This window comes from Polaribacter porphyrae, assembly GCF_002954685.1.
Taxonomy (GTDB): Bacteria; Bacteroidota; Bacteroidia; order Flavobacteriales; family Flavobacteriaceae; genus Polaribacter; species Polaribacter porphyrae.
Genome location: NZ_MSCN01000001.1, coordinates 838,566 through 860,781, shown reverse-complemented (window position 1 = coordinate 860,781; position 22,216 = coordinate 838,566). Strand labels below are relative to the sequence as shown.

Genomic DNA, 22,216 nt, shown 5'->3' with positions numbered 1-22,216 from the left:
CGATAAAGATATTAAAACTATCAATTATAATTATAGTTTATGGAAGAAATTTCAATTAATTTTTTAAAAAAAATTAAAGCAAAAAAGAATATCCAATTTCAATGCCTAAAACATTATAGCCATCATTAGGTTTTGTAAAATTAAGGTTAGAAACATGCCCAAAGTTAGTTCCTAAATAGATAAAAGAGTTTTTAAAGGTCTGATAAGAGAATCCTAAAGAAAAGTTTTCTATAAAAGTGAAACCTTTAGCTAAACGTTCAGTTCTAGTATCTATATATGAGAAACCTAAACTAATTCCTGCTTGAATTTCTAAATTTTTAAAGAGCTCTCTTTTAACAACAAAAGCAAATTCAAGTCCATATAAGCTCATGCTTTTGAGTTTAGTAAATTCGTCAATTTTTTCTTGAACATTACTTTGATTTGGAGTAACATACCATTTGTTTAGCAGTTGGTGTTTTAAAAATTGAATTTGAGGTTGTACAATTAAATCAAATTTAAATTTTCGCCAACTTGCAATATCATAAAATGCTTGAAATTTATATGTATTTGTAGTGTAAGTGTAATCTTTATCATTAAATAAAAAATTATCTTCAGAACCATAGTTGTAAAGAAAACCTAGTTTTTTGGGTTTCCAATTACAGCCAACTTTATCTTGACCAGAAGCGGCTAAAAAAGAAAAAGAGATAATTAGAAATAGTAAAGTATTCTTCATCTAATTAAGAAAACATTTTAGCTACAGTTTTAGCTTTTCTGCTTTCTGAATAATCGTAAAAACCCTCACCAGATTTAACACCTAATTTACCAGCCATTACCATATTTACTAATAAAGGGCAAGGAGCATATTTAGGATTTTTAAATCCATCATACATCACATTTAAGATTGATAGGCAAACATCTAAACCAATAAAATCTGCCAATTGTAAAGGTCCCATTGGGTGTGCCATTCCTAATTTCATTACAGTATCAATCTCTGCAACACCTGCAACACCATTATATAAAGTCTCAATAGATTCGTTTATCATAGGCATTAAAATTCTGTTTGCAACAAAACCAGGGTAATCATTTACTTCAACAGGAATTTTATTTATTTTTTTTGTCAAATCCACAATAAAATTTGTCACTTCATCAGTAGTATTGTAACCTCTAATAATTTCTACCAACTTCATAATTGGTACAGGGTTCATAAAATGCATCCCAATTACTTTATCTGGTCTTTTTGTAACTGCTGCGATTTGGGTAATAGAAATAGATGACGTATTTGTTGCTAGAATGGTGTTTTCATCACATGCTTCATCCAACTCTTTAAATATTTTTGCCTTTAAATCACTATTTTCGGTAGCAGCCTCAACAACTAAACTTGTATTTATAACTCCTTCTTTTACAGAAGTATATGTGGTGATATTATTTAATGTATTCTCTTTATCAGCTTCAGAAATTTTATCTTTAGCTACCATTCTATCTAAATTTTTAGTGATGGTTGCTAACCCTTTCTGGATTGCAACTTCAGAGATGTCAATTAAGTTTACCTTGTAATTAAATTGGGCAAATGTATGTGCAATTCCATTTCCCATGGTTCCAGCACCAATTACAGCTATGTTTTTCATTAATGTTTATTTTAAGATTTTAAAATATAAAAATTCTAGTCTTGAATTATTTAATGCTTCAATTTTTTGGTTTGTTTTCTATGAAAATTTATTCACTATTTATAAACTCACTAAATTTAATATCAAAAAAAGAGTTTAAACAATAGTTTAATTTCTAATGTACGTATCTGCCTACAGTTAGCTATAACTCAACGTCTTCTTCAGTTTTGAAACAGTCAATTACCCACTGTGCAATTCGCAAAGCTTCTGTACCAGCACTTAATGTTACAATAGGAGTAGTATTATTTACAATAGCATCAGCAAAAGTTTCTAACTCATCTAAAATTGCATTATTGTTAGTAACTGTTGGGTTTTCAAAATAAATTTGTTTTTCAACTCCTGCATCATTTTTTAAAATCATAGCGAATTCGTCTGGATTTTCTGGTGCATCTTGTATTTTAACAATTTCAGATTCTTTGCTTAAAAAATTTACAGAAATATAGGCATCCTTTTGAAAAAATCGTGTTTTACGCATGTTTTTCATAGAAATTCTACTAGCTGTTAAATTGGCAACACAGCCATTTTCAAACTCAATCCTTGCATTAGCAATATCTGGAGTTTCAGAAATTACAGAAATACCACTGGCATGTACATTTTTTACTTTAGAATTTACTGCTGATAAAATAATATCAATATCATGAATCATTAAATCTAAAACCACAGGCACGTCTGTACCTCTAGGATTAAACTCTGCCAATCTGTGCGTTTCAATAAACATTGGGTTGTTTATTTTATCTTTTACAGCAATAAAAGCAGGGTTGAAACGCTCTACATGCCCCACTTGACCTTTTACATGATATTGACTTGCCAATGTTCTAATAGCTTCTGCTTCAACAACTGTTTTTGCAATAGGTTTTTCTATAAAAATATGGCAACCTTTCTCAATAGCTAGTTTAGCACAATCGAAATGAGAAAGTGTAGGTGTAACAATATCAACAACTTCTACAGCATCTATAAGCTCTTCAATAGAACTGAAAGCAGTGTATCCATACTCTTTGACTACTTTTTTAGAATTTTCTTTTGACGGATCGTAAAATCCAACTAATTCATATTTAGTAGATTGTTGTAATAAACGCAAATGTATTTTACCTAGATGACCTGCACCTAAAACCCCAACTTTTAGCATAAAATATTGATTTAAAGATGTTCTAATCGTTGATTGAAAAGAACCAAACAAAGATACAATTTTATAAGAATTTAATTGAATTTATTAGTACATTTAGGTTTTACAAATGTGATAATAATTGAAAGATACATCAAAACATCAAGGTCTTCGAAATCAATTGGCTAGTATTTTACAAGCTAAAGGTATTACAGACGAAAAAGTTTTAAATGCTATTAGAAACATTCCACGTCATTTATTTATAGATTCTAGTTTCGAGTCTCATGCATATCAAGATAAAGCTTTCCCAATAGCTGCAGAACAAACCATTTCTCAACCCTATACTGTTGCATTTCAATCACAGACTTTAAATATAAATAAAGGCGATAAAGTATTAGAGATAGGTACAGGTTCAGGTTATCAAACTGCTGTTTTGTTAGAGTTAAAAGCAGAAGTATATACTATTGAAAGACAACAAGAACTCTTTAAAAAAACGTCTTTGTTTTTACCAAAGTTAGGGTATAAACCCAAGAAATTTATTTTTGGTGACGGTTATAAAGGTTTACCAGAAAAAGCTTCTTTTGATAAAATAATTGTAACAGCTGGTGCACCCTATGTACCAAAACCTTTGTTGGCTCAATTAAAAGTAGAGGGAATGTTGTTAATACCTGTTGGCGATAAAACACAAATTATGAACTTATTCATTAGAAAATCTGCTAAAGAATTTGAAAAACAAGAACTAGGAGATTTTGCTTTTGTACCTATGTTAGAAGAGAAGAACTAATGCCCATCTAAAAAAGACTTGTAAATGCTATTTAATAACTTCTATTGCAAGAAAACTAGAATTTTAGTTAATAATAATTTACAGCCGTAAAAAGTATTTAATTTATTTTAAAAGTTTGATTTATTCTTTCTAAAGTGTTTTTTGACTCAATACTTTTTTCTTTTGTGTCTGTTAAAGAATCCTGAAATACAATCAAGCTTTTCTTTCCTTTACTATCTATTACTTGTAAAATATCTAATTCCATATCAATACCAGCAATAACAACAGAAAGTTTAATTCCTTTTAATTCAATATTATTTAATTTTTTTGTAATGTCTTTTGTTATACAATTTTCTGAACCAAATTGTACTATTAAATCATTTACATAGGAGTGGACATCCATTTCAATAATTGGTCTAATAACCATGATTACAAAATTATTTCCTGATAAAGTCCATATATCTTCTGTGATTGATAGCTCTGCTTCAAACGAATAAGTTCTAGGATATTCAAAAAGAATATTATTATGAGGAAACAATTTCCATTCATAAACAGAAATAGTAGTTTCAGAATTTTTGGCTAATCTATCCCATTTTTTAGGTTGATTTTCAACAAAGTATTGAGTTTCATCTTCGCACTTGAGTTCAAAAATTAATGGAGGTTCTTCATTTTTTGATAAACTAATCTCAAAATTCTTAAAATCAATTTTTGTCTCCTTTTTTTTACAAGATAAATATGTTGTTAATACAAGTATTAATGATATAACAAAAATAATTTTCTTCATAATTATTTACAATTATTATTCAGCCCTAGTCCAATATTTAGTCTTACCTAATAACGAAAAACCAATATAACCACGAAGTTTTAGTTTATTTGGTTCAACTAATTCTATGTAGCATTTATATACTTTACCATTTCGTGGATCTAAAATTTTACCTCCAGACCATTCATCATCATCTTTTTCTAATCCAGTTAAAATTTCTAAACCTAAAATTGGTTTATTTTTATTAGCTCCTTTACATTCAGTACAAACTGCATTTTGTCTTTCAGGGTCTTTTATTTCGATAATTTTGGCATAGGCTTTTCCTTCTTTTTCGTAAATTTTTACTACAGAATCTACTTCTCCAGTTTCATCGTTTGTAGAATGCCATTTTCCAAAAATAGTTTGACCGTTTAAAGATACTGTTACTAATACTACTAAAATTGTGATTACTTTTTTCATGTATATATAATTTAAAAATTATGCTTCTGCATCAAAATAATTATTCCATTTACCGTTAACTTTTAAGACTTGTTCTATAACATCTCTTACACATCCTTCACCACCTTTTATATTAGAGATGTATTTAGAAACACTTTGTACTTCAGGTACTGCATCATTTGGGCAACAAGGTAAACCGACTTTTTGCATCACAGGAATATCAGGAATGTCATCACCCACATACAATACTTCATCATCATTTAAATTATAATTGCTTACAATTTCATTGTACTGTTTTATTTTGTCATGAGCTCCTAAATAAATGTCTTTAATACCCAAAGCAGCTAACCTACTTTTTACAGCTTGGTTAGTACCTCCTGAAATTATACAGACCCTAAACCCTTTGTTTAGAGCAAGTTTCATTGCATAACCATCTTTTACATTCATGTGTCTTACCAATTCACCATCTGGCATAATGGTTAGCATTCCGTTTGTTAAAACACCATCTACATCAAAAATAAATGTTGAGATTTTTGATAATATTTGTTTGTAGCTGATTTCCATATTTTTGATAAAGCTAATAAGTTTAATGTATATTAATGTTTTTGTGTTATTTTTTTTAAGGCATATTCAACAGCACTTTTCTCGTCTAAAAAATACTTGATTGTCTCTTTTTCTCCTTTTTCGGAATAAAACCAACTAAATAGACCCCCCATTATTTTCTATTCCATAACCATTTGAGGTAAAAAAATAATTTCCAATTGTAAACGCATTTTTTGAATCCCCTTTTTTATTATCCACTTTTCTAATCTTTAAATAGTATCTAGTTCTTCTTTCATCTATTGAGACTGTCTTGAATTGATTTTGTTAAGATTTTATAAATTTTTTGTTGCTGTTCTTCTAGCAAAGTTAAGTGATTTTTTATTGTTTTTGTATCATTTCTAATTGCTGGTCCTGTTTGAGCTTTAATTGGAGGTAAGCTCATAATTTTATTAGATGTTTCTTGAATTAAAGGGTGTAAAACTTTAAAAGGAACATTATGTGTTAAACAAATATCATGCCCAATTTTATACAAATGATTGGTGAAATTATTCACAAAAACAGCAGCAACATGTAATGCTTTTCGTTGATTTGAATCAATGGTATAAATACTGTTTCCTAATGTTTTTGCTAACTTTTTTAAAATTTTTAAATCGTCTTTATGCTCTGCCTCCAAACAAAAGGGAACTTTTTTGAAATCAACTTTTTTCTCTTTAGTGAAGGTTTGCAACATATAAAAAACTCCTTTTCTAGTAGAGTTTTGCAAGTTTTTCATTGATATGCTCCCTGAAGTATGTACCACAAAAGGATTATTTATTTTAGAGGAAACTTCAGCAATAGCATCATCTGAAACAGCGATAATTGTTACATCTGTATTTGGTATATTTTTTAGATTTCTAGAACTAATTTGAGATACATTTATATTATCTATATTAAAAAAGGCATTGTATAAATGTGTGGCAACATTTCCTGTTCCAACTACTAAAACTGTTATCATAAAACGAAGATATTGAAATTATTCATACTTTTTTTGTATAATTGTAGTCTTATGATTGTATAAATTTCACTTTTCGTCTGTTTCGTTTTTATCGATTCCCAAATTAAATCATTGAATTCTATCAATGATAAATACTATTTTTAATTTTTTTTGAAATGTCAGAAATCAATCAACAATCATCACAATCTATTTTCTCATTATTTAAAGACGCTGTATTAGGTAAACAGCAAGATTTCACCAAAGGGAGTATTAAAAGAGCAATTTTTATGTTAGCAATTCCTATGATTTTGGAAATGTTAATGGAATCCATTTTTGCTTTGGTAGATATAATTTATGTATCTCAAGTAAGTGTAAATGCTGTAGCAACTGTAGGCTTAACAGAATCTGTTTTGACTCTCGTTTATGCAGTAGCCATTGGTTTAAGTATGGCAGCAACTGCAGTTGTAGCTAGAAGAATAGGCGAAAAGGATAGAGAAGGAGCCAACCAAACTGCTGTGCAAGTCATTTTTTTAGGAGTATTTATTTCGCTATTGATTAGTGCAATCGGAATTTTATATCCCAAAGAAATTTTAAGTTTAATGGGAGGTGAATCTTCTTTAATTGAAGAAGGTTTTGGCTACACAAAAATTCTGCTGGGTGGAAACATTACTGTAATGTTACTCTTTTTAATTAATGCAATTTTTAGAGGTGCAGGTAATGCTTCTATAGCAATGTGGACATTGATTTTATCTAATGGACTGAATATTATTCTAGACCCTATTTTTATTTTTGGTTTAGGGCCAATTCCAGCTTATGGAGTAGAAGGAGCAGCTATTGCTACTACAATTGGTAGAGGAGCAGCAGTAATTGTACAACTAATCATTTTATTTTATGGAGTTGGAAAAATTAAAATCCTTTTTAAAGATATTGTATTGAGAACTGCAGTAATGTTCAATATAATTAAAGTGTCTTTAGGTGGAATTGGGCAGTTTTTAATTGGCACTTCTAGCTGGGTATTTTTAATGAGAATTATGTCAGAATTTGGGAGTGAAGTTTTAGCAGGTTACACAATTGCAATTCGTATTATGATGTTTACACTAATGCCTGCTTGGGGTTTAAGTAATGCAGCAGCAACATTGGTTGGACAAAATTTAGGAGCAAAGCAACCTGAAAGAGCAGAGGAATCTGTTTGGAAAACTGGAAAATATGCTGGTATTTTTATGGGAATTGTGTCTTTAATATATATCTTTTTTGCACCCACATTTTTAGGTTGGTTTTCAGACAACGAAATTGTGGTAAAGAATGGAGCATTATGTTTACAAATTATGGCAGCAGGTTATATTTTTTATGGCTATGGTATGGTTATCATTCAATCTTTTAACGGAGCAGGAGATACAAAAACACCAACGTATATAAATTTTGTATGCTTTTGGTTGTTTCAATTGCCACTGGCTTATATTACAGCAATTTGGTTAAATTTGGGACCTATAGGAGTATTTCTTTCGATAACCTTTGCTGAAGTTTCTATTGCAATTATCGGAATTATCTTATTCAAAAAAGGAAAATGGAAAACCGTTCAAGTGTAATTGTTTTCTTAATTTAGCAAGAGCAAAAATTTTATTTGATGAATGATTCAAAAAAACTAGGAATAAACACCACTTGTGTTCACGTTGGTGAAGTAAAAGACGAGCAATTTAAAGGAGCAGTTTCTCCTATATATATGTCTACTTCTTATGCTTTTGATCACGTAGATGTGAAACGCTACCCACGTTATTACAATACACCAAATCAAGAAATGTTGTGCAAAAAGATTGCTGCACTTGAAAACACTGAAGATGCTTTAATTTTTAGTTCGGGCATGGCTGCAATTTCATCTTCAATGTTTGCTTTTCTTAAGAGAGGGGATCATGTTATTATTCAGCAAGTTATTTATGGAGGAACATACAATTTTATAGTATCAGAATTTGATAAATATGGTATTGAATATTCTTTTACAGAAAGTGATAAAATAGAAGATTTTAAATCTTTAATTAAGGCGAATACAAAGATATTATATATAGAAACTCCTTCTAATCCTTTGTTAGGAATTACAGATATGAAAGCTATTTCTAATCTTGCAAAAAAGCATTCAATTTTAACAATGATTGATAATACTTTTGCATCACCCATTAATCAAAATCCGTATAATTTTGGAATAGATATTATTATTCATTCAGCTACAAAATATATGGGAGGTCACTCAGATATTTCTGCAGGAGCAGTTGCAGCATCTGCAGTACACATTGAGCAAATTTGGAAAACAGCCATTAATTTTGGTGGCAATTTAAGTGACCAAACAGTGTGGTTATTAGAAAGAAGTTTAAAAACCTTAAACTTAAGAGTAAAAACACAAACAGAAAATGCACAAACTATGGCAGAATATCTTGAGAAAAATAAAGATATTGACAATGTATATTATCCTGGTTTGCAAAGTCATCCACAGTATAAATTGGCAAAAAAACAAATGAAAGGTTTTGGAGCCATGTTGTCTTTTGAGTTAAAAGAAGGGATAGATGCTATGAAATTTCAAAATAGTTTAACATTGATAAAACCTACTATGAGTTTAGCAGGTTTAGAGAGTACAACTGTTAGTCCAACACAAACTACGCACGCGTTATTAAGTGAAGAAGAGCGTTTAGAAAGAGGAATAAAAGATGGGTTGATTCGTTTTTCAGTCGGTATTGAAGAGCCAAAAGATTTAATATCAGATATAGAGCAAGCCATAAAAAAAGTAAAAAAATGAAGTTAGATATATTAGCCTTTGGTGCACATCCAGATGATGTTGAATTAGGGTGTGGAGCAACAATAGCTAAAGAAGTTTCTTTAGGTAAAAAAGTTGGTATTGTTGATTTGACAAGAGGTGAATTAGGGACAAGAGGTACAGCCGAATTGCGAGATAAAGAAGCTGCAAATGCTGCAAAAATACTAGGTGTTAAAGTAAGAGAGAATTTAGGTTTTGCTGATGGTTTTTATATAAATGATAAAATGCATCAACTAGAAATTATTAAAATGATTCGTAAATATCAGCCAGAAATTGTGTTGTGTAATGCCATTGATGATAGACACATAGATCATGGTAAAGGAAGTAGTTTGGTTTCTGATGCTTGTTTTTTAAGCGGATTATTAAAAATTGAAACTCAAATAGAAGAGAAGTTTCAAGAAAAATGGAGACCAAAACAAGTGTATCATTACATTCAATGGAAAAATATAAATCCAGATTTTCTTGTTAATGTATCTGGTTTTATTGATGTAAAGATGAATGCGGTTTTGGCATATTCCTCGCAATTTTATAATCCAAAAAGTGATGAGCCAGAAACACCAATTACTAGTAAAAACTTTATAGAAAGTATTAATTATAGAGCTAGAGATTTTGGAAGAATCATTGGAGTAGAACATGCAGAAGGCTTTACATCAGAAAGATACGTGTCTGTTGAAAGTTTAGATAAATTAATTTAATTTTTTACTTCCATAAAATTTAAAATTAATTTATATTTGCAAACGATTTTAAATGGTGGTTGTAGCTCAGTTGGTTAGAGCGTCGGTTTGTGGTACCGAAAGTCGTGGGTTCGAGCCCCATCTTCCACCCAAATTAAATTTAGTTTGGTCAAATAGGCTAAACCAATTACAAAAATAACCAGTGAATAATTTATTTCACTGGTTTTTTTATGTTATTTATTTATACTTTAAAATATAGAGAAATTGTATTTGGTAAATTCCTTACTTAACTTCAAAAAAATTAAATTAACTATTTTTAAGTTATTCGATTAAACTCGTTTTTTATATCATAAAAAAAGCCTGCAAATTAAGCAGGCTTTTTTTTAGGGGATAAGGGGGATAGGGGTTTTAGGGGAATACTAGGGGTATGATTAAAATGAATTATTTAAGATAACTCTCGAAAATATACTGCTAGGGAACAGTATATTTTCTTGAGTTATTATTAACAACTTTTAGGGGTATATATTAGTCAATTAAATATATTAGTTGTCTTTAATAAAATGATTCATTATTATGTAATTTAAAAACTATGCTAATATGATGTCCTAATAGGGATTGAACATCATATTTAGGGGTACATAGTTTTTAATTTATTTCTGTTTAGTATTTTTTTGAGTTTTGTAAATAACTCTTTTGAACTTTTTCGCTTACATTACTTCCTAACTACACATCAAATGTAGTAAAAATTTACTACAAACAATGATTATTTTACTTTTATTTTTAACTTTTTTTATTTTTTACACTTAAACCCCTGATTTTAAGTATTTTAATTTTAATATTTTTTTACAAATTTTATTTAGATATTATAACTATCTATAAAAAACTTACTTTTTAAGTAATTAAATAGTACTTAAAATAGTTTTACACATCAATAACGACGATAATTGTAAAGAAATATAAATATATTTAGTTATAAATTATTGATATATAGTTGTTACCTTATTTGTGGATTCTATAACTCAATAAAAAAAGCCTACAATTTTGTAGGCTTTTGGGGGATAATTTAGGGGTAAGCTATATTTTTTATGGATAAATCAATTAGAATCTTTTATAGATTCTTCAATATTCGCTAATCTTTGAAGGATTCCATCAGATAATTCTTCAAATTGATCTCTAACTATCTTTTTTATATGATGCTCTATTGGAGATTCCTCTTCACGCTTTATTGGTACGTAATTATTTTTTTGCTTACCAACTCCAGTAAACATCCATAATGGATCAATACCTTCTATATTGTCTATTATAGCTAATAAGATAGTTTCATTAGGCTTCTTTGTGTAATTAATAACTGCACTAACCAATTGTTGAGATACTCCTATGAGTTCTGCAAACTGCCTTTGGTTCAGTTTAGATTCTTTAAAAACCTTAATTACTCTTTCTGATCTTTCTTTATCTTCGTCTTTCATAATATGGGGGAGTCCTCAAATGTAGTAAATAAATACCACAAATAATGATTTTTAATAAAATATTTTTTATTAATCTTTTAGAACCCCTATTATTTCTGCTTTTTTACGTGTTGATATAGGTAAAGTATTATTATCTTTTAATAGTAAATATCCTCCATCAGACTTAATATATTCTTTAATGTACTTCTTATTAACTAAATGACTTTGATGTACCCTTAAAAAACCATTGCCTTTAAGTAAATCTGAATAATATTTTAATGTTTTTGAGACTAATATTTTAGTATTATTGTTTAAATAGAATGTTGTATAATTATTATCTGCTTTACAGCGAATAATATCTTCTAGATCTACAATAAATATCTTTTCTGAAGTATGTAATGAGATTCGATCAGGTAAATGAGTTGGGTTTTTAACAATATCATTTAATACCTTTATTTGTTCTTTTTGCGGTTGTATTTGTTCTTTGGCTCTAGATATAGCAATTGCTAATGCTGTATTATCATAAGGCTTTAAAATATAATCTATCGCAGCAAATTTAAAGGCTTTAATAGCATATTCATCGCTTGCAGTAATAAAAATTATCTTTGATTTAATATCAGGTATTATCTCTAAAACATCAAAACCAGTTCCATCTCCCAGCATTATATCTAAAAAAAGTATATCTGGTTCTATTTTGCGTAATGCTTTAGCAGCATCTACTACACTACTTGCTGTACCAATAACTTTTATATTTTTATGGTAGTTTTCTAAATCGTTTAATAACATCTGAAGTGCATCAATATTATCTTCTACCACAAATGATGTTAAAAATTCCATTTTTTATAATTTTAATTTAAAAGTAACAAAAAAAAATCTAAAAATCTGTTATTAAAGGTATTTTAAAATACACTTTAGTACCTTTTATTTCTTTATTATAAAGAATTTCTGTAATCGTGTATTTACTTTTTGGAGTGCTATTTTTAATTCTTTCAGCCGTAATTTTTAAAGCTGCAGAACTATGACTTGTTGTTGTTTTATTTTTTTGAGTTTGTTTAAAACCTATGCCATCATCAATAATAGTAAATTCGATAAAATAATTCTTAACAGTAAAATAAATATTAATTTTACCACTATCTCTGTTTGTAAATGCATGTTTTACTGAATTCTCTATAAAAGGCTGTAGTAACATTGTAGGAATCAAGATTTCTTCTGCATCAATTCCGTTAAGATTTTGATGAAAATAATATTGTAAATCTTTTGTATTCATTCTTTTTTCAAGCTCTAAATAGTTTGTTAGATACTCAATCTCATCTTTAAGACTAATGGTATCTTTCATAGAACTATTCAATAAACTTCTTAATAAACTTGAAAATTGAGAAATTGTAGTATTTAGTTCTTCTTTTTTGTCAGAATTACCCAAAGCTTTTATTCCATTCAATACATTAAATATAAAGTGTGGATTCATTTGCAATTGTAAAGCCTTTTGTTCTAGAGTAATTAAATAACGCTCTCTTTTCAATTTCTCTATTTTATTATCATTTTGTTTTTGTATTTTTTTGATATAGCTATTTAGGTAAGCAATTGCAATTAATAGAATTATAATTACAACTCCCAATTGAAACCAAAATTTCAAATAAAATGGTTTATCAACCTTAAAAAGTATTGATTTTATTACGCTTTCTTGTTTGCCAAGTTTAGATTGAATACTAAATTGATAAGAACCATAATCTAAATTAGCCAGCTGAACATTATTTTTATAAGACCAACTTGAGAATTTTTTACTTAATTTATACCTGTATTGAATTTGATTAGGATATGTAATATCAACAGTTTTAAAATCGATGCTAATATTATTTTCTGTTGATGATAGTTGTTGAATCTTACTTTTAAATTGTTTAACATCAATTGGAGTGTTATTTATATAAATATTTTCAAAATGAATTTTTAATGATGATTTAGAGCTTTCGAATCTGTTTTTTATTTGATATAAGCCTTTTTCTGTACCTATCCAAACAATATTTTCTTTGTCTTTAAATACAGTATTGATATTATTTGGAATCAATGAATTGTATTTATTTATTTTTTGTTTGAAAGAAAAGGAGGGAAGCGTATAAATTTCGACTCCGTTTTCTTTTGAAGTAATCCAGAACTCATTTCTAATTTTCTTTGCTGAAGTAACTTTTGTTATGGTATTAACATGTTGAACCAGTTTATCATCTTTAAAAATTTTGATCCCATCATTAATTGTTGTAGCAGATAACTTACTATTAAAAATATCTAAACTTATAATTTCGTCTTCTATGAGTTTTTTTATTTTATAAGGATTCTCTAAAGAATCTGTTTTCCATAACCCATTTATAGATGCTATGTAAAAAGAATTATTATGATATAAAATATTATTTATGATAGAAAAATCTAATTGAGAATTTATTGTAATTGGGGTAATGAAGTTATTTTTAAGACTAGCAATACCTTGATTAGTTGCAAGAAAAATAACATCATCATATACAACAACTTGGTTGACTTCTTTGGTAGTTATTGTATTCTTATAATAATCTTGAATCAACAAGTTATTTTCTAAACCAGCATAAATTTTATCATTAATTGAAGTGATATAATTTGCTTTTTTTGAATTTAGAGGAATAAAATCATCTCCATCGAACTTTACAATCCCTTTTTCTGTTGCTATATATAAATAACCAATTTTATCTTGAGTAATACTATATATGATATTGCTTGGTAAACCATCATCAATAGAAAATCTTTTAATTTTTTCTTGCTGACTATAAATTGATACTACAAATAGAGTAAAGATGAAAAATAAACTTCTGGTTATCATACAAACAAACTTACTAATTAAAACGCCATTACACATATTTTTCGTGTAATGACGTTCATCTAACTACATTTCCCCTTTCATATAGTTGTTTTTATATTATTTCATGGCATACAAACGCTTGTTGTTTGTATCTGGTTGAATGTGTTGTAATTCTCCATAAGGTCTAATCAAAGGTTTTAAGACGCATACCACAGATGTTTTTCCTTTAATAACTAATGTGCTATTTTTTAGATTGTAAGTCCATCTGTATTTTTCAATGGGGATATTTAGTTTCTTCACTTGGCTAATTAAACTTTCTTGTTGCTCAATAAAGTCCATTAACTCATCTTGACCGTCAAAAGTTGGTACTTCATCATCAGAATTATGATAATCTAGAGAAAATTGAATAGGAATTGTAAATTGCTTGGTATAAGCTTCTCCAACAAATCGTTCTTCAGTATTATTTAACGCCTCTAACCAATCAATATCTTTCTCTTCAGTATATTTTTTTGCAATTTCTTTTGATAAATCTACTTTCCCTGGAGAATGAGCTGTTGGATAATATACATAGTATGGTTTTGCTAAATAATGTTTGGTAAACTCGCCATCAAAAATAGAATGATAAGGAGAAGCTATTACATTTGGTAACTCGTCAGAACAAAAGGCATCTTTAAATGTTTTCATTAATGCTGTATTTTCTCCTAAACCATTTGCATGAAAAATAATTTTAGAATCTGCATTTACACTTTCATTTAAAAATGGTAAAGTACCTTTGGTAATACTTCTTCGTAGTGATTCTGTTGAAACTGTTTCTCCTTTAATAGTTGTCTCTAAACTCATTCCTCTATGAGGATCACTTTTATTTACAATATGAATTTCACCATAAGCTTTATCAGTAGCATTTGTATTTAACCAATTAATAATTTCTTCTAGTGAATATTGATCTTCTACAATTTCAAATTGTTTTTCTTGAAAAACAGATCTTGCATTGTTGTAAAAAGTTTCATTTCCTTTATCATAACCAGTAATAAAAACAAGTGGTTTTCTAGTTTCTATTTTGTCTAATATTGTAAAATCAATATCGTTTTTAGTAGTAATTGCAATTTCTGATTCTTTTTGTACAGCTTGTTTTTTATCACAGTTCATCAATGTACTTGATGCTAAAATTAATGTTGCTGCTACTACCGAATTTTTTAATAATGTGTTCATGATTTCTGTATTTTAATTGTTATTACACTGTAAAAGTAGGAGAGCTTTTAAGTAAAATTTTGACTGTATTAGAATTCGCTAAACATCAATTAGAATTCGTAGTTTTTATATTGTTTCTGTTTTTAACATATAGATAGTTCTTATACATTTTAATATTTCTTAAATTTAAAGTCTAAACCAAATAATACATTTTATGAAATCTTTAGTAAAGTTTGCTATTTTCTTAATAACAATTTCTGTTTTCTCACAAAAGAACAATCCTCATTTTACATTAAAACCTACGTTAACTCCAGATGGAAGTACCGTAATTTTCAGTTATCAAGGAGATTTATGGAAAGTTGCTTCAAGTGGAGGAGATGCATTCAGGTTAACAGCTATGGATGGTACAGAAACTAACCCAAGTGTATCACCAGATGGAAAATACTTGGCTTTTTCTAGCAATCAATATGGAAATAATGATATCTATTTAATGTCTTTAAATGGAGGAGAAATAAAGCAGCTTACATTTCACGAAGCCAATGATAGGGTTACTTCTTGGAGTTGGGATAGTAAAACCATCAATTTTGATTCTAATAGAGAAAATTCCATTTCTAATTACACAATTTCTAAAGATGGAGGAACTCCCATAAGAAAATTCCCACATTATTTTAACACAGTGCATCATGTTGTACAGCATCCGAAAACCAAAGATTTTTATTTTAATGAAACTTGGGAAAGTTTTCGTTTTGCACACAGAAAAAGATATATAGGTGATTATAATCCTGATATCAAATCGTATAATGTAACCACTCAAAAATTTACAAAACATACTTCTTACAGAGGAAAGGATTTTGGAGCAACAATCGATAAAAACGGAACCGTTTATTTTAAATCTGATGAATATAAAGGAGAATACAATTTGTATACATTCAAAGATGGAAAAAAGAAACGATTAACAAACTTTTCTACATCTATAATGTGGCCAAAAGTATCTGCTGATGGAAATAAAATTGTGTTTCGAAAAGATTATCAAATCTATGTGTATGATATTGCTTCAAATTCTGCTAAAAAACTGAAAATAAATATCAATACAAATTCAACAGTTGATAAAAATCAGGCTTATAATGTAAAAGGAAATATCACTTTTTTCGATGTTTCACCAGATGGAAAAAAGATGGCGTTTGTTTCTAGAGGAAAACTGTTTGTTTCTGATGTAAAAGGGAAATTTGTAAAAGAAATCCCAACTAATGTTTTAGAAGCAATAAGTGAGGTAAAATGGTTAAAAGACAATAAAACACTATTGTTCTCAAGATCTTATAAAGGGTATTACAATTGGTTTACTGTGGATGTTACAAATCCTTCTAAAAAGAAACAGCTCACAAAAAATATGATGAACAACAGACAAATTACTTTTAATAAAGATTTAACCAAAGGTGTGTATTTAAGAGGTAGAAACGAAATTCACACAATCGATTTAAAAACCTATAAAAGTGAGTTGGTTGTAGAGGATGAACTTTGGGGATTTTACAATGCAAATCCTTATTTTTCTCCTGATGACAAATACATTGTGTACAATGCCTACAGAGATTTTGAGGCGGATATTTTTGTCTATAATATTGCATCAAAAAGAATAATAAATTTAACCAATACTAAAGTTTCAGAGTTTGGCCCAATTTGGTCTGCAGATGGAAAATACTTGTATTTTAGTTCAGAAAGAACATCCCCAAATTTTCCAAGTGGAGGAAATGGAAATTCTAAAATATACCAAATGGCTTTAGATAAATATGAGAAACCTTTTAAAATGGAGAAGGTAAATCAACTTTTTGCTAAAAAAGATACTGCTAAAAAATCGAAAAAAGAAACTGTAACTACAACTATCAATTCGAATGGTTTAATGGATAGATTAACTAGAATTAGTCCTTGGTTTGGAAATCAAAGAAATATTTCAGTCATAAAAGATGGTACCAAAACACACGTTTTATATACTTCAAATCATGATGAAGGGCAATCTAAATTATGGAAAACCACTCTAGAACCTTTTGAAAATAACAAAACTGTAAAATTAGGTGACAAAAGAATCTTTGGTTATCAGTATGTTACCTCAAAAAAGAAGCATTATGTTTTAGTAAGAGGTGCAATTCATTCACTAAATTTAGGTGCGAATAAATTAAAACCAATTGCTATCAATTACAATTTCAATAAATCGTTATCAGACGAATTTGAGCAAATGTATTTTGAAGCTTGGGCAGGAATGGAAGAGAATTTTTATGATGAAAATTTTCACGGAGAAAACTGGCAAAAATTAAGAGATAGTTATGCAAAGTATTTATCATTTGTAACGAATAGAGCAGAGTTAAGGTTAATTTTTAATGATATGCTTGGCGAATTAAATACTTCACATTTTGGTTTTAATTCGAATGGTGCAGAAGAAAAAATATATTATGGTACTAGAACTTTGGCAACAGGAATTGTTTTCGAAAATCAAAATCCATATATAGTTAAGCGAATTGTAAAAGAAAGTCCTGTTGATGTAAAAGGCAAAAATATTAGAAAAGGAGATGAATTGATTGCTGTAAATGACATCAAAATTGATAAAAGTAGAAATAGAGCTTCCTATTTTACAAATCCGAAATTTCAAAGCGAAATTAAACTCACGTTTTCTAGAAATAAAGAAAAATATGATGTTTTTATTCATACCACAAGTTATAGAGGAATCAACAGTTTGGTATATGACGAATGGCAAGATGAAAATCAGAATTATGTAGATAAAAAATCGAATAATCAGATTGCTTATGTACATATGAAAAATATGGGCAGAGGAGAACTAACAAAATTCTACGAAGATTTAATGAGTGATGAAGCCTATAAAAAAGGATTGATTTTAGATTTACGTTATAACACAGGTGGAAATGTACACGATGCTGTTTTAAACTTCTTACAACAAAAACAATATTTAAACTGGAAGTATAGAGAAGGTAAATTAGCAAGTCAATCTAACTTTAGTTACGGAAATAAACCAATTGTTTTGTTGATAAATGAACAATCTTTATCTGATGCAGAAATGACAGCAGCTGGTTTTAAGGAATTAGGTTTAGGAACTATTGTTGGGACAGAAACCTACAGATGGATAATTTTTACAACAGGAAGTTCTTTGGTAGATGGTTCTTTTTACAGATTACCTTCTTGGGGTTGTTATACTTTAGATGGCAAAGATTTAGAAATTAACGGAGTTGCACCAGATGTTTATGTTGGTAAAAACTTTAAGGATAGATTAGAAAATAATACACCTCAATTGGATAAAGCTATTGAGATTATTATGAAGAAAATTAAATAAAAAATTAAATTTGTTCCTGCAAGGTTTAAAAACCTTGTAGGTATGAATTCATAAAGACAAAAAACTAAAAAAACCTACAAGGTTATAAAAACCTTGCAGGTTAAGTAATTATTGTCAAAATCTTTTTTTATTAAAAAACCAACTTTTCCCCTAAATATTTAGCAGTATAAGATTTGGTATCTCTTGCCAATTCTTCTGGTTTTCCTTGAAAAATCAATTCTCCTCCATTTTTACCACCTTCTAAACCTAAATCAATAATGTAATCTGCACATTTAATCAGTTCTATATTATGTTCAATTACAATGATGGAATGTCCTCTTTCAATTAAAGCATTAAAAGATGCCAATAATTTTTTAATATCGTGAAAATGCAAACCTGTTGTAGGTTCATCAAAAATAAATAAAGCCTTGTCTTTGGTATTTCCTTTTACTAAAAAGGATGCCAATTTGATTCTTTGTGCTTCTCCACCAGAAAGTGTAGAAGAAGATTGGCCTAAAGTAACATAACCCAAACCAACATCTTGCAAAGGTTGTAATTTCTTTGCAATTTTAGTTACCAAGTTTTCAGAGAAAAAAGCAACAGCATCATCAATGGTTAAATTTAGGATGTCATCAATGTTTTTTCCATCAAACTTTACTTCTAAAACCTCTTTTTTAAAGCGTTTTCCATTACAAACATCGCATTCTAAATGTACATCTGCCATAAATTGCATTTCAATAGTCACTTCGCCTTCACCTTTACAAACTTCACAACGTCCACCTTCTACATTAAAAGAAAAATGTTTGGGTTTGTAGTTTCTTATTTTTGATAATTTCTGATTCGAAAACAAAGCTCTAATATCATCATAAGCTTTAATATACGTAACAGGATTAGATCGTGAAGAACGCCCAATAGGATTTTGATCAATAAATTCAACTGATTTTAACGTATCAAAATCACCTTCAATTGCTGTATGTTGTCCAATTTTATCTCCATAACCATTCAACTTTTTTTGCATTGATGGATATAAAATCTTTTTAACCAATGTACTTTTTCCAGAGCCAGAAACTCCAGTAATCACTGACAAACAGTTTAATGGAAAAGTAACGTCAATATTTTGTAGATTATGCTCTCTTGCTCCAATAATCTGAATTTTATTTTTTGAAGTTCTACGTTTTGTTGGGACTTCAATTTTTAAATCGTCATTTAAATATTTTGCAGTTAAAGAATCGGATTTTAGAATTTCTTGATATGTTCCTTCAGCAACTACATTTCCACCAAAAGTTCCTGCTTCTGGGCCAATATCGATAATATAATCAGCTTCTTTCATAATATCTTCATCGTGTTCAACAACCACAACTGTGTTACCTAAATCACGTAGATTTTTTAAAACACCAATCAGACGTTCTGTATCCTTTGGATGCAAACCAATGCTTGGTTCATCTAAAATGTACATAGAACCTACCAAAGAACTTCCTAAAGAAGTGGCTAAATTTATACGTTGACTTTCTCCACCAGAAAGTGTGTTCGAAGTTCTGTTGATGGTTAAATAGGAGAGACCAACATCAGTTAAAAATTTTAAACGATTGTTGATTTCCGTTAACAAACGTTTCCCTATTTTTTCTTCATATTTGTCTAATTTAATGTTTTTAAAGAAAACGGATAATTCATCTAAAGGCAAAGAAACCAAATCAGAAATAGTTTTATTGTTGATTTTCACATAGTTTGTTTCTTCTCGCAAACGCTTACCATTACAAGTAGTACATTTAGTTTTTCCACGATAACGTGATAACATTACACGATTCTGAATTTTATAACTTTTTTCTTCTAAAGCAGTAAAAAAGTGATGAATTCCATTAAAAGATTTGTTTCCATTCCAAATCAATTCTTTTTGTTTTTCAGTTAATTCAAACCAGGGTTTATGAATAGGAATATCAAATTGATAAGCCACTGCTACTAAATCTTCTTTATAATGCACATAAGATGGTGTCCTGAAAGGAAAAATGGCATCATCGTAAATTGATAAACCAGTATTCGGAATTACCAAATCTTCATCAATACCAATTACATTTCCATAGCCTTCGCAAGTTGGGCAAGCACCATAAGGATTGTTAAAACTGAATAAATGTGTATTTGGTTCTAAAAAAGACATTCCATCTAAATCGAATTTATTGCTAAATTCGGCTATTTTATTATCAGTTAAATTTTCTATAAAACAAATACCTTTTCCTTCAAAAAAAGCAGTCTGAATAGCATCTGCTAATCTATTGTAAAAATCTTCATCATTTTTAGTAACAATTCTATCGACAACTAAAAATAATTCCTCATTTTTAAATTCTTTTTGAGGGAAATCAGAAATTCGATATACTTTATCATTCCATTTTAAACGTGCATAACCTTGTTGCTCTAATACTTGTAGAACCGTTTTTAAATCACGATTTTCATCAATAGTAATAGGAGCAAGCAATAATAATTTTGTGCGATCTTCGAATTCTTTCACAAAATTCACAACATCAGAAACTGTATCTTTTTTAACTTCATTTCCAGAAATAGGAGAGAAGGTCTTCCCAATTCTAGCATATAATAATTTAATGTAATCGTAAATTTCTGTGGATGTACCTACTGTAGATCTTGGGTTTGTTGAATTTACTTTTTGTTCAATCGCAATTGCTGGTGCAATACCTTTTATATAATCTACTTTTGGTTTGTGCAATTTTCCTAAAAACTGACGTGCGTAAGAAGATAAACTCTCTACATAGCGTCTTTGACCTTCAGCATAAAGCGTATCAAAGGCTAAAGAAGATTTCCCTGATCCAGAAAGACCAGTAATTACTACTAGTTTATTTCTTGGGATAACAACATCAATATCTTTTAAATTATGGAGTTTTGCTCCTTTTATGATGATGTTTTTTTTAGGATTTACAGTAGAAATATCAGTCTTCATTATCAAAAAATATAAGGTATAAAAATACCATTATTTTCATCGATTAGAAAAAAAGATTCTGATAGAAATTGTTAAATAATTTGCTGAATTAAAAATAAAAGTTATATTTGGACACTTAATACTCACAAAATTAGACGCATATAGTTGAATACTACTTTATAAATTATTAACAAAATAATAAATCAGAAGAGCCACTTGTTCTTCTAAAAGTAGATATGATGCGTAAAAACCCAATAAAAGATAGCACTTTAGTTAGTGATTATATAAAAGGAAAAGAATCGGCTTTATCTGTTTTAATCAATAGACATCAACAACGTTTGTTTAGTTTTATATATAGTAAAGTACAAGATAGAGATATTACCGAAGATATTTTTCAGGATACTTTTATTAAAGTAATTCGTACCTTAAAAAAAGGAAATTACAATGAAGAAGGTAAATTTTTACCTTGGGTGATGCGAATTTCTCACAATTTGGTTATTGATCATTTTAGAAAATCGAACAGAATGCCTTCTTTTAAAAATACTGATGAGTTTGATATTTTTTCTGTTTTAGGTGATGGAAACTTAAACGCAGAGAAAAAAATTATTCAAGAACAGATTTATAATGATGTTAGAGAGCTAGTTAAAGAGCTTCCTGAAGAACAAAAAGAAGTTTTAGTAATGCGTATGTATAAAGATATGAGTTTTAAGGAAATTAGCGAAAACACTGGTGTTAGCATCAATACAGCTTTAGGTAGAATGCGTTATGCATTAATTAATATGCGTAAATTAATAGAAAAACATAAAATTATTTTAGTGAATTAACAATAA

18 protein-coding genes and 1 tRNA gene are annotated in these 22,216 nt (G+C 28.7%); 7 read left to right on the top strand and 12 right to left on the bottom strand.

Translation table 11 applies throughout. The features are described from left to right. Nucleotides 1–73: 73 nt before the first annotated feature. The 3 genes from BTO18_RS17940 to BTO18_RS03955 form a co-directional block, all read right to left on the bottom strand. A complete protein-coding gene (locus BTO18_RS17940) occupies nt 74–712 on the bottom strand; it encodes an acyloxyacyl hydrolase (RefSeq protein WP_105014983.1) in 639 nt (212 codons plus the stop codon). A 4-nt stretch (nt 713–716) separates the two neighbouring features. After that, nucleotides 717–1,604 (bottom strand): 3-hydroxybutyryl-CoA dehydrogenase, encoded by an 888-nt coding sequence (locus BTO18_RS03960; protein ID WP_105014982.1) that lies wholly within the window; start codon nt 1,602–1,604, stop codon nt 717–719. A gap of 181 nt (nt 1,605–1,785) precedes the next feature. Then, the gene (locus BTO18_RS03955) at nt 1,786–2,769 is read right to left on the bottom strand and encodes a Gfo/Idh/MocA family protein (RefSeq protein WP_105017491.1); all 984 of its coding nucleotides are present in this window, start codon (nt 2,767–2,769) and stop codon (nt 1,786–1,788) included. 118 nt (nt 2,770–2,887) lie between these two features. Here BTO18_RS03955 and BTO18_RS03950 point away from each other — a divergent pair, with 118 nt between their 5' ends. Continuing rightward, nucleotides 2,888–3,529, top strand: coding sequence for a protein-L-isoaspartate(D-aspartate) O-methyltransferase (locus BTO18_RS03950; protein WP_105014981.1), 642 nt, complete (start codon nt 2,888–2,890; stop codon nt 3,527–3,529). Between the two features lie 97 nt (nt 3,530–3,626). Here BTO18_RS03950 and BTO18_RS03945 read toward each other — a convergent pair whose 3' ends face one another. The 4 genes from BTO18_RS03945 to BTO18_RS03930 form a co-directional block, all read right to left on the bottom strand. Beyond that, on the bottom strand, nt 3,627–4,292 hold the full coding sequence (locus BTO18_RS03945; RefSeq protein WP_105014980.1) for a hypothetical protein: 666 nt from the start codon (nt 4,290–4,292) through the stop codon (nt 3,627–3,629). A gap of 15 nt (nt 4,293–4,307) precedes the next feature. After that, complete coding sequence (locus BTO18_RS03940) at nt 4,308–4,730, bottom strand: DUF2147 domain-containing protein (protein WP_105014979.1); 423 nt, start codon at nt 4,728–4,730, stop codon at nt 4,308–4,310. A gap of 18 nt (nt 4,731–4,748) precedes the next feature. Continuing rightward, on the bottom strand, nt 4,749–5,273 hold the full coding sequence (locus tag BTO18_RS03935; RefSeq protein ID WP_105014978.1) for a KdsC family phosphatase: 525 nt from the start codon (nt 5,271–5,273) through the stop codon (nt 4,749–4,751). Nucleotides 5,274–5,544: 271 nt separating this feature from the next. Then, nucleotides 5,545–6,246 carry a Rossmann-like and DUF2520 domain-containing protein gene (locus BTO18_RS03930; RefSeq protein WP_105014977.1) on the bottom strand — a complete coding sequence of 234 codons (702 nt, stop codon included), beginning with the start codon at nt 6,244–6,246 and terminating at the stop codon, nt 5,545–5,547. A 155-nt stretch (nt 6,247–6,401) separates the two neighbouring features. Here BTO18_RS03930 and BTO18_RS03925 point away from each other — a divergent pair, with 155 nt between their 5' ends. From BTO18_RS03925 to BTO18_RS03910, 4 genes are all read left to right on the top strand, one after another. Then, a complete protein-coding gene (locus BTO18_RS03925) occupies nt 6,402–7,811 on the top strand; it encodes an MATE family efflux transporter (RefSeq protein WP_105014976.1) in 1,410 nt (469 codons plus the stop codon). Between the two features lie 38 nt (nt 7,812–7,849). After that, complete coding sequence (locus BTO18_RS03920; protein WP_105014975.1) at nt 7,850–9,007, top strand: trans-sulfuration enzyme family protein; 1,158 nt, start codon at nt 7,850–7,852, stop codon at nt 9,005–9,007. Beyond that, nucleotides 9,004–9,720, top strand: a complete 717-nt coding sequence (bshB1, locus tag BTO18_RS03915; protein WP_105014974.1) for a bacillithiol biosynthesis deacetylase BshB1 — start codon at nt 9,004–9,006, stop codon at nt 9,718–9,720. The genes BTO18_RS03920 and bshB1 overlap by 4 nt, the downstream gene beginning before the upstream one ends. A 54-nt stretch (nt 9,721–9,774) precedes the next feature. Next, nucleotides 9,775–9,850, top strand: a tRNA-His gene (locus BTO18_RS03910). Nucleotides 9,851–10,793: 943 nt separating this feature from the next. On the opposite strand, the gene BTO18_RS03905 is transcribed toward BTO18_RS03910, so the two are convergent. The 4 genes from BTO18_RS03905 to BTO18_RS03890 all read right to left on the bottom strand — a co-directional run bounded on the left by BTO18_RS03905 (nt 10,794) and on the right by BTO18_RS03890 (nt 15,171). Next, nucleotides 10,794–11,165 (bottom strand): helix-turn-helix domain-containing protein, encoded by a 372-nt coding sequence (locus BTO18_RS03905; RefSeq protein WP_105014973.1) that lies wholly within the window; start codon nt 11,163–11,165, stop codon nt 10,794–10,796. 69 nt (nt 11,166–11,234) lie between these two features. Further along, entirely contained in the window at nt 11,235–11,981 is a 747-nt protein-coding gene (locus BTO18_RS03900) for a LytR/AlgR family response regulator transcription factor (protein WP_105014972.1), read from the bottom strand. A gap of 37 nt (nt 11,982–12,018) precedes the next feature. Next, nucleotides 12,019–13,983, bottom strand: a complete 1,965-nt coding sequence (locus BTO18_RS03895) for a sensor histidine kinase (RefSeq protein WP_170063224.1) — start codon at nt 13,981–13,983, stop codon at nt 12,019–12,021. A 96-nt stretch (nt 13,984–14,079) separates the two neighbouring features. Beyond that, entirely contained in the window at nt 14,080–15,171 is a 1,092-nt protein-coding gene (locus BTO18_RS03890) for a hypothetical protein (RefSeq protein WP_105014970.1), read from the bottom strand. 193 nt (nt 15,172–15,364) lie between these two features. Between BTO18_RS03890 and BTO18_RS03885 the strand changes: the two genes are divergently transcribed. Next, nucleotides 15,365–18,484: a S41 family peptidase gene (locus BTO18_RS03885; RefSeq protein WP_105014969.1), complete on the top strand. Its 3,120-nt coding sequence runs from the start codon at nt 15,365–15,367 to the stop codon at nt 18,482–18,484. 130 nt (nt 18,485–18,614) lie between these two features. Here the strand turns inward: BTO18_RS03885 and uvrA are convergent, their stop codons facing one another. After that, nucleotides 18,615–21,407 carry an excinuclease ABC subunit UvrA gene (gene uvrA / locus BTO18_RS03880; protein WP_105014968.1) on the bottom strand — a complete coding sequence of 931 codons (2,793 nt, stop codon included), beginning with the start codon at nt 21,405–21,407 and terminating at the stop codon, nt 18,615–18,617. Nucleotides 21,408–21,622: 215 nt separating this feature from the next. Here uvrA and BTO18_RS03875 point away from each other — a divergent pair, with 215 nt between their 5' ends. After that, nucleotides 21,623–22,210 (top strand): RNA polymerase sigma factor, encoded by a 588-nt coding sequence (locus tag BTO18_RS03875; protein WP_105014967.1) that lies wholly within the window; start codon nt 21,623–21,625, stop codon nt 22,208–22,210. The last annotated feature ends 6 nt before the right edge of the window (nt 22,211–22,216 follow it).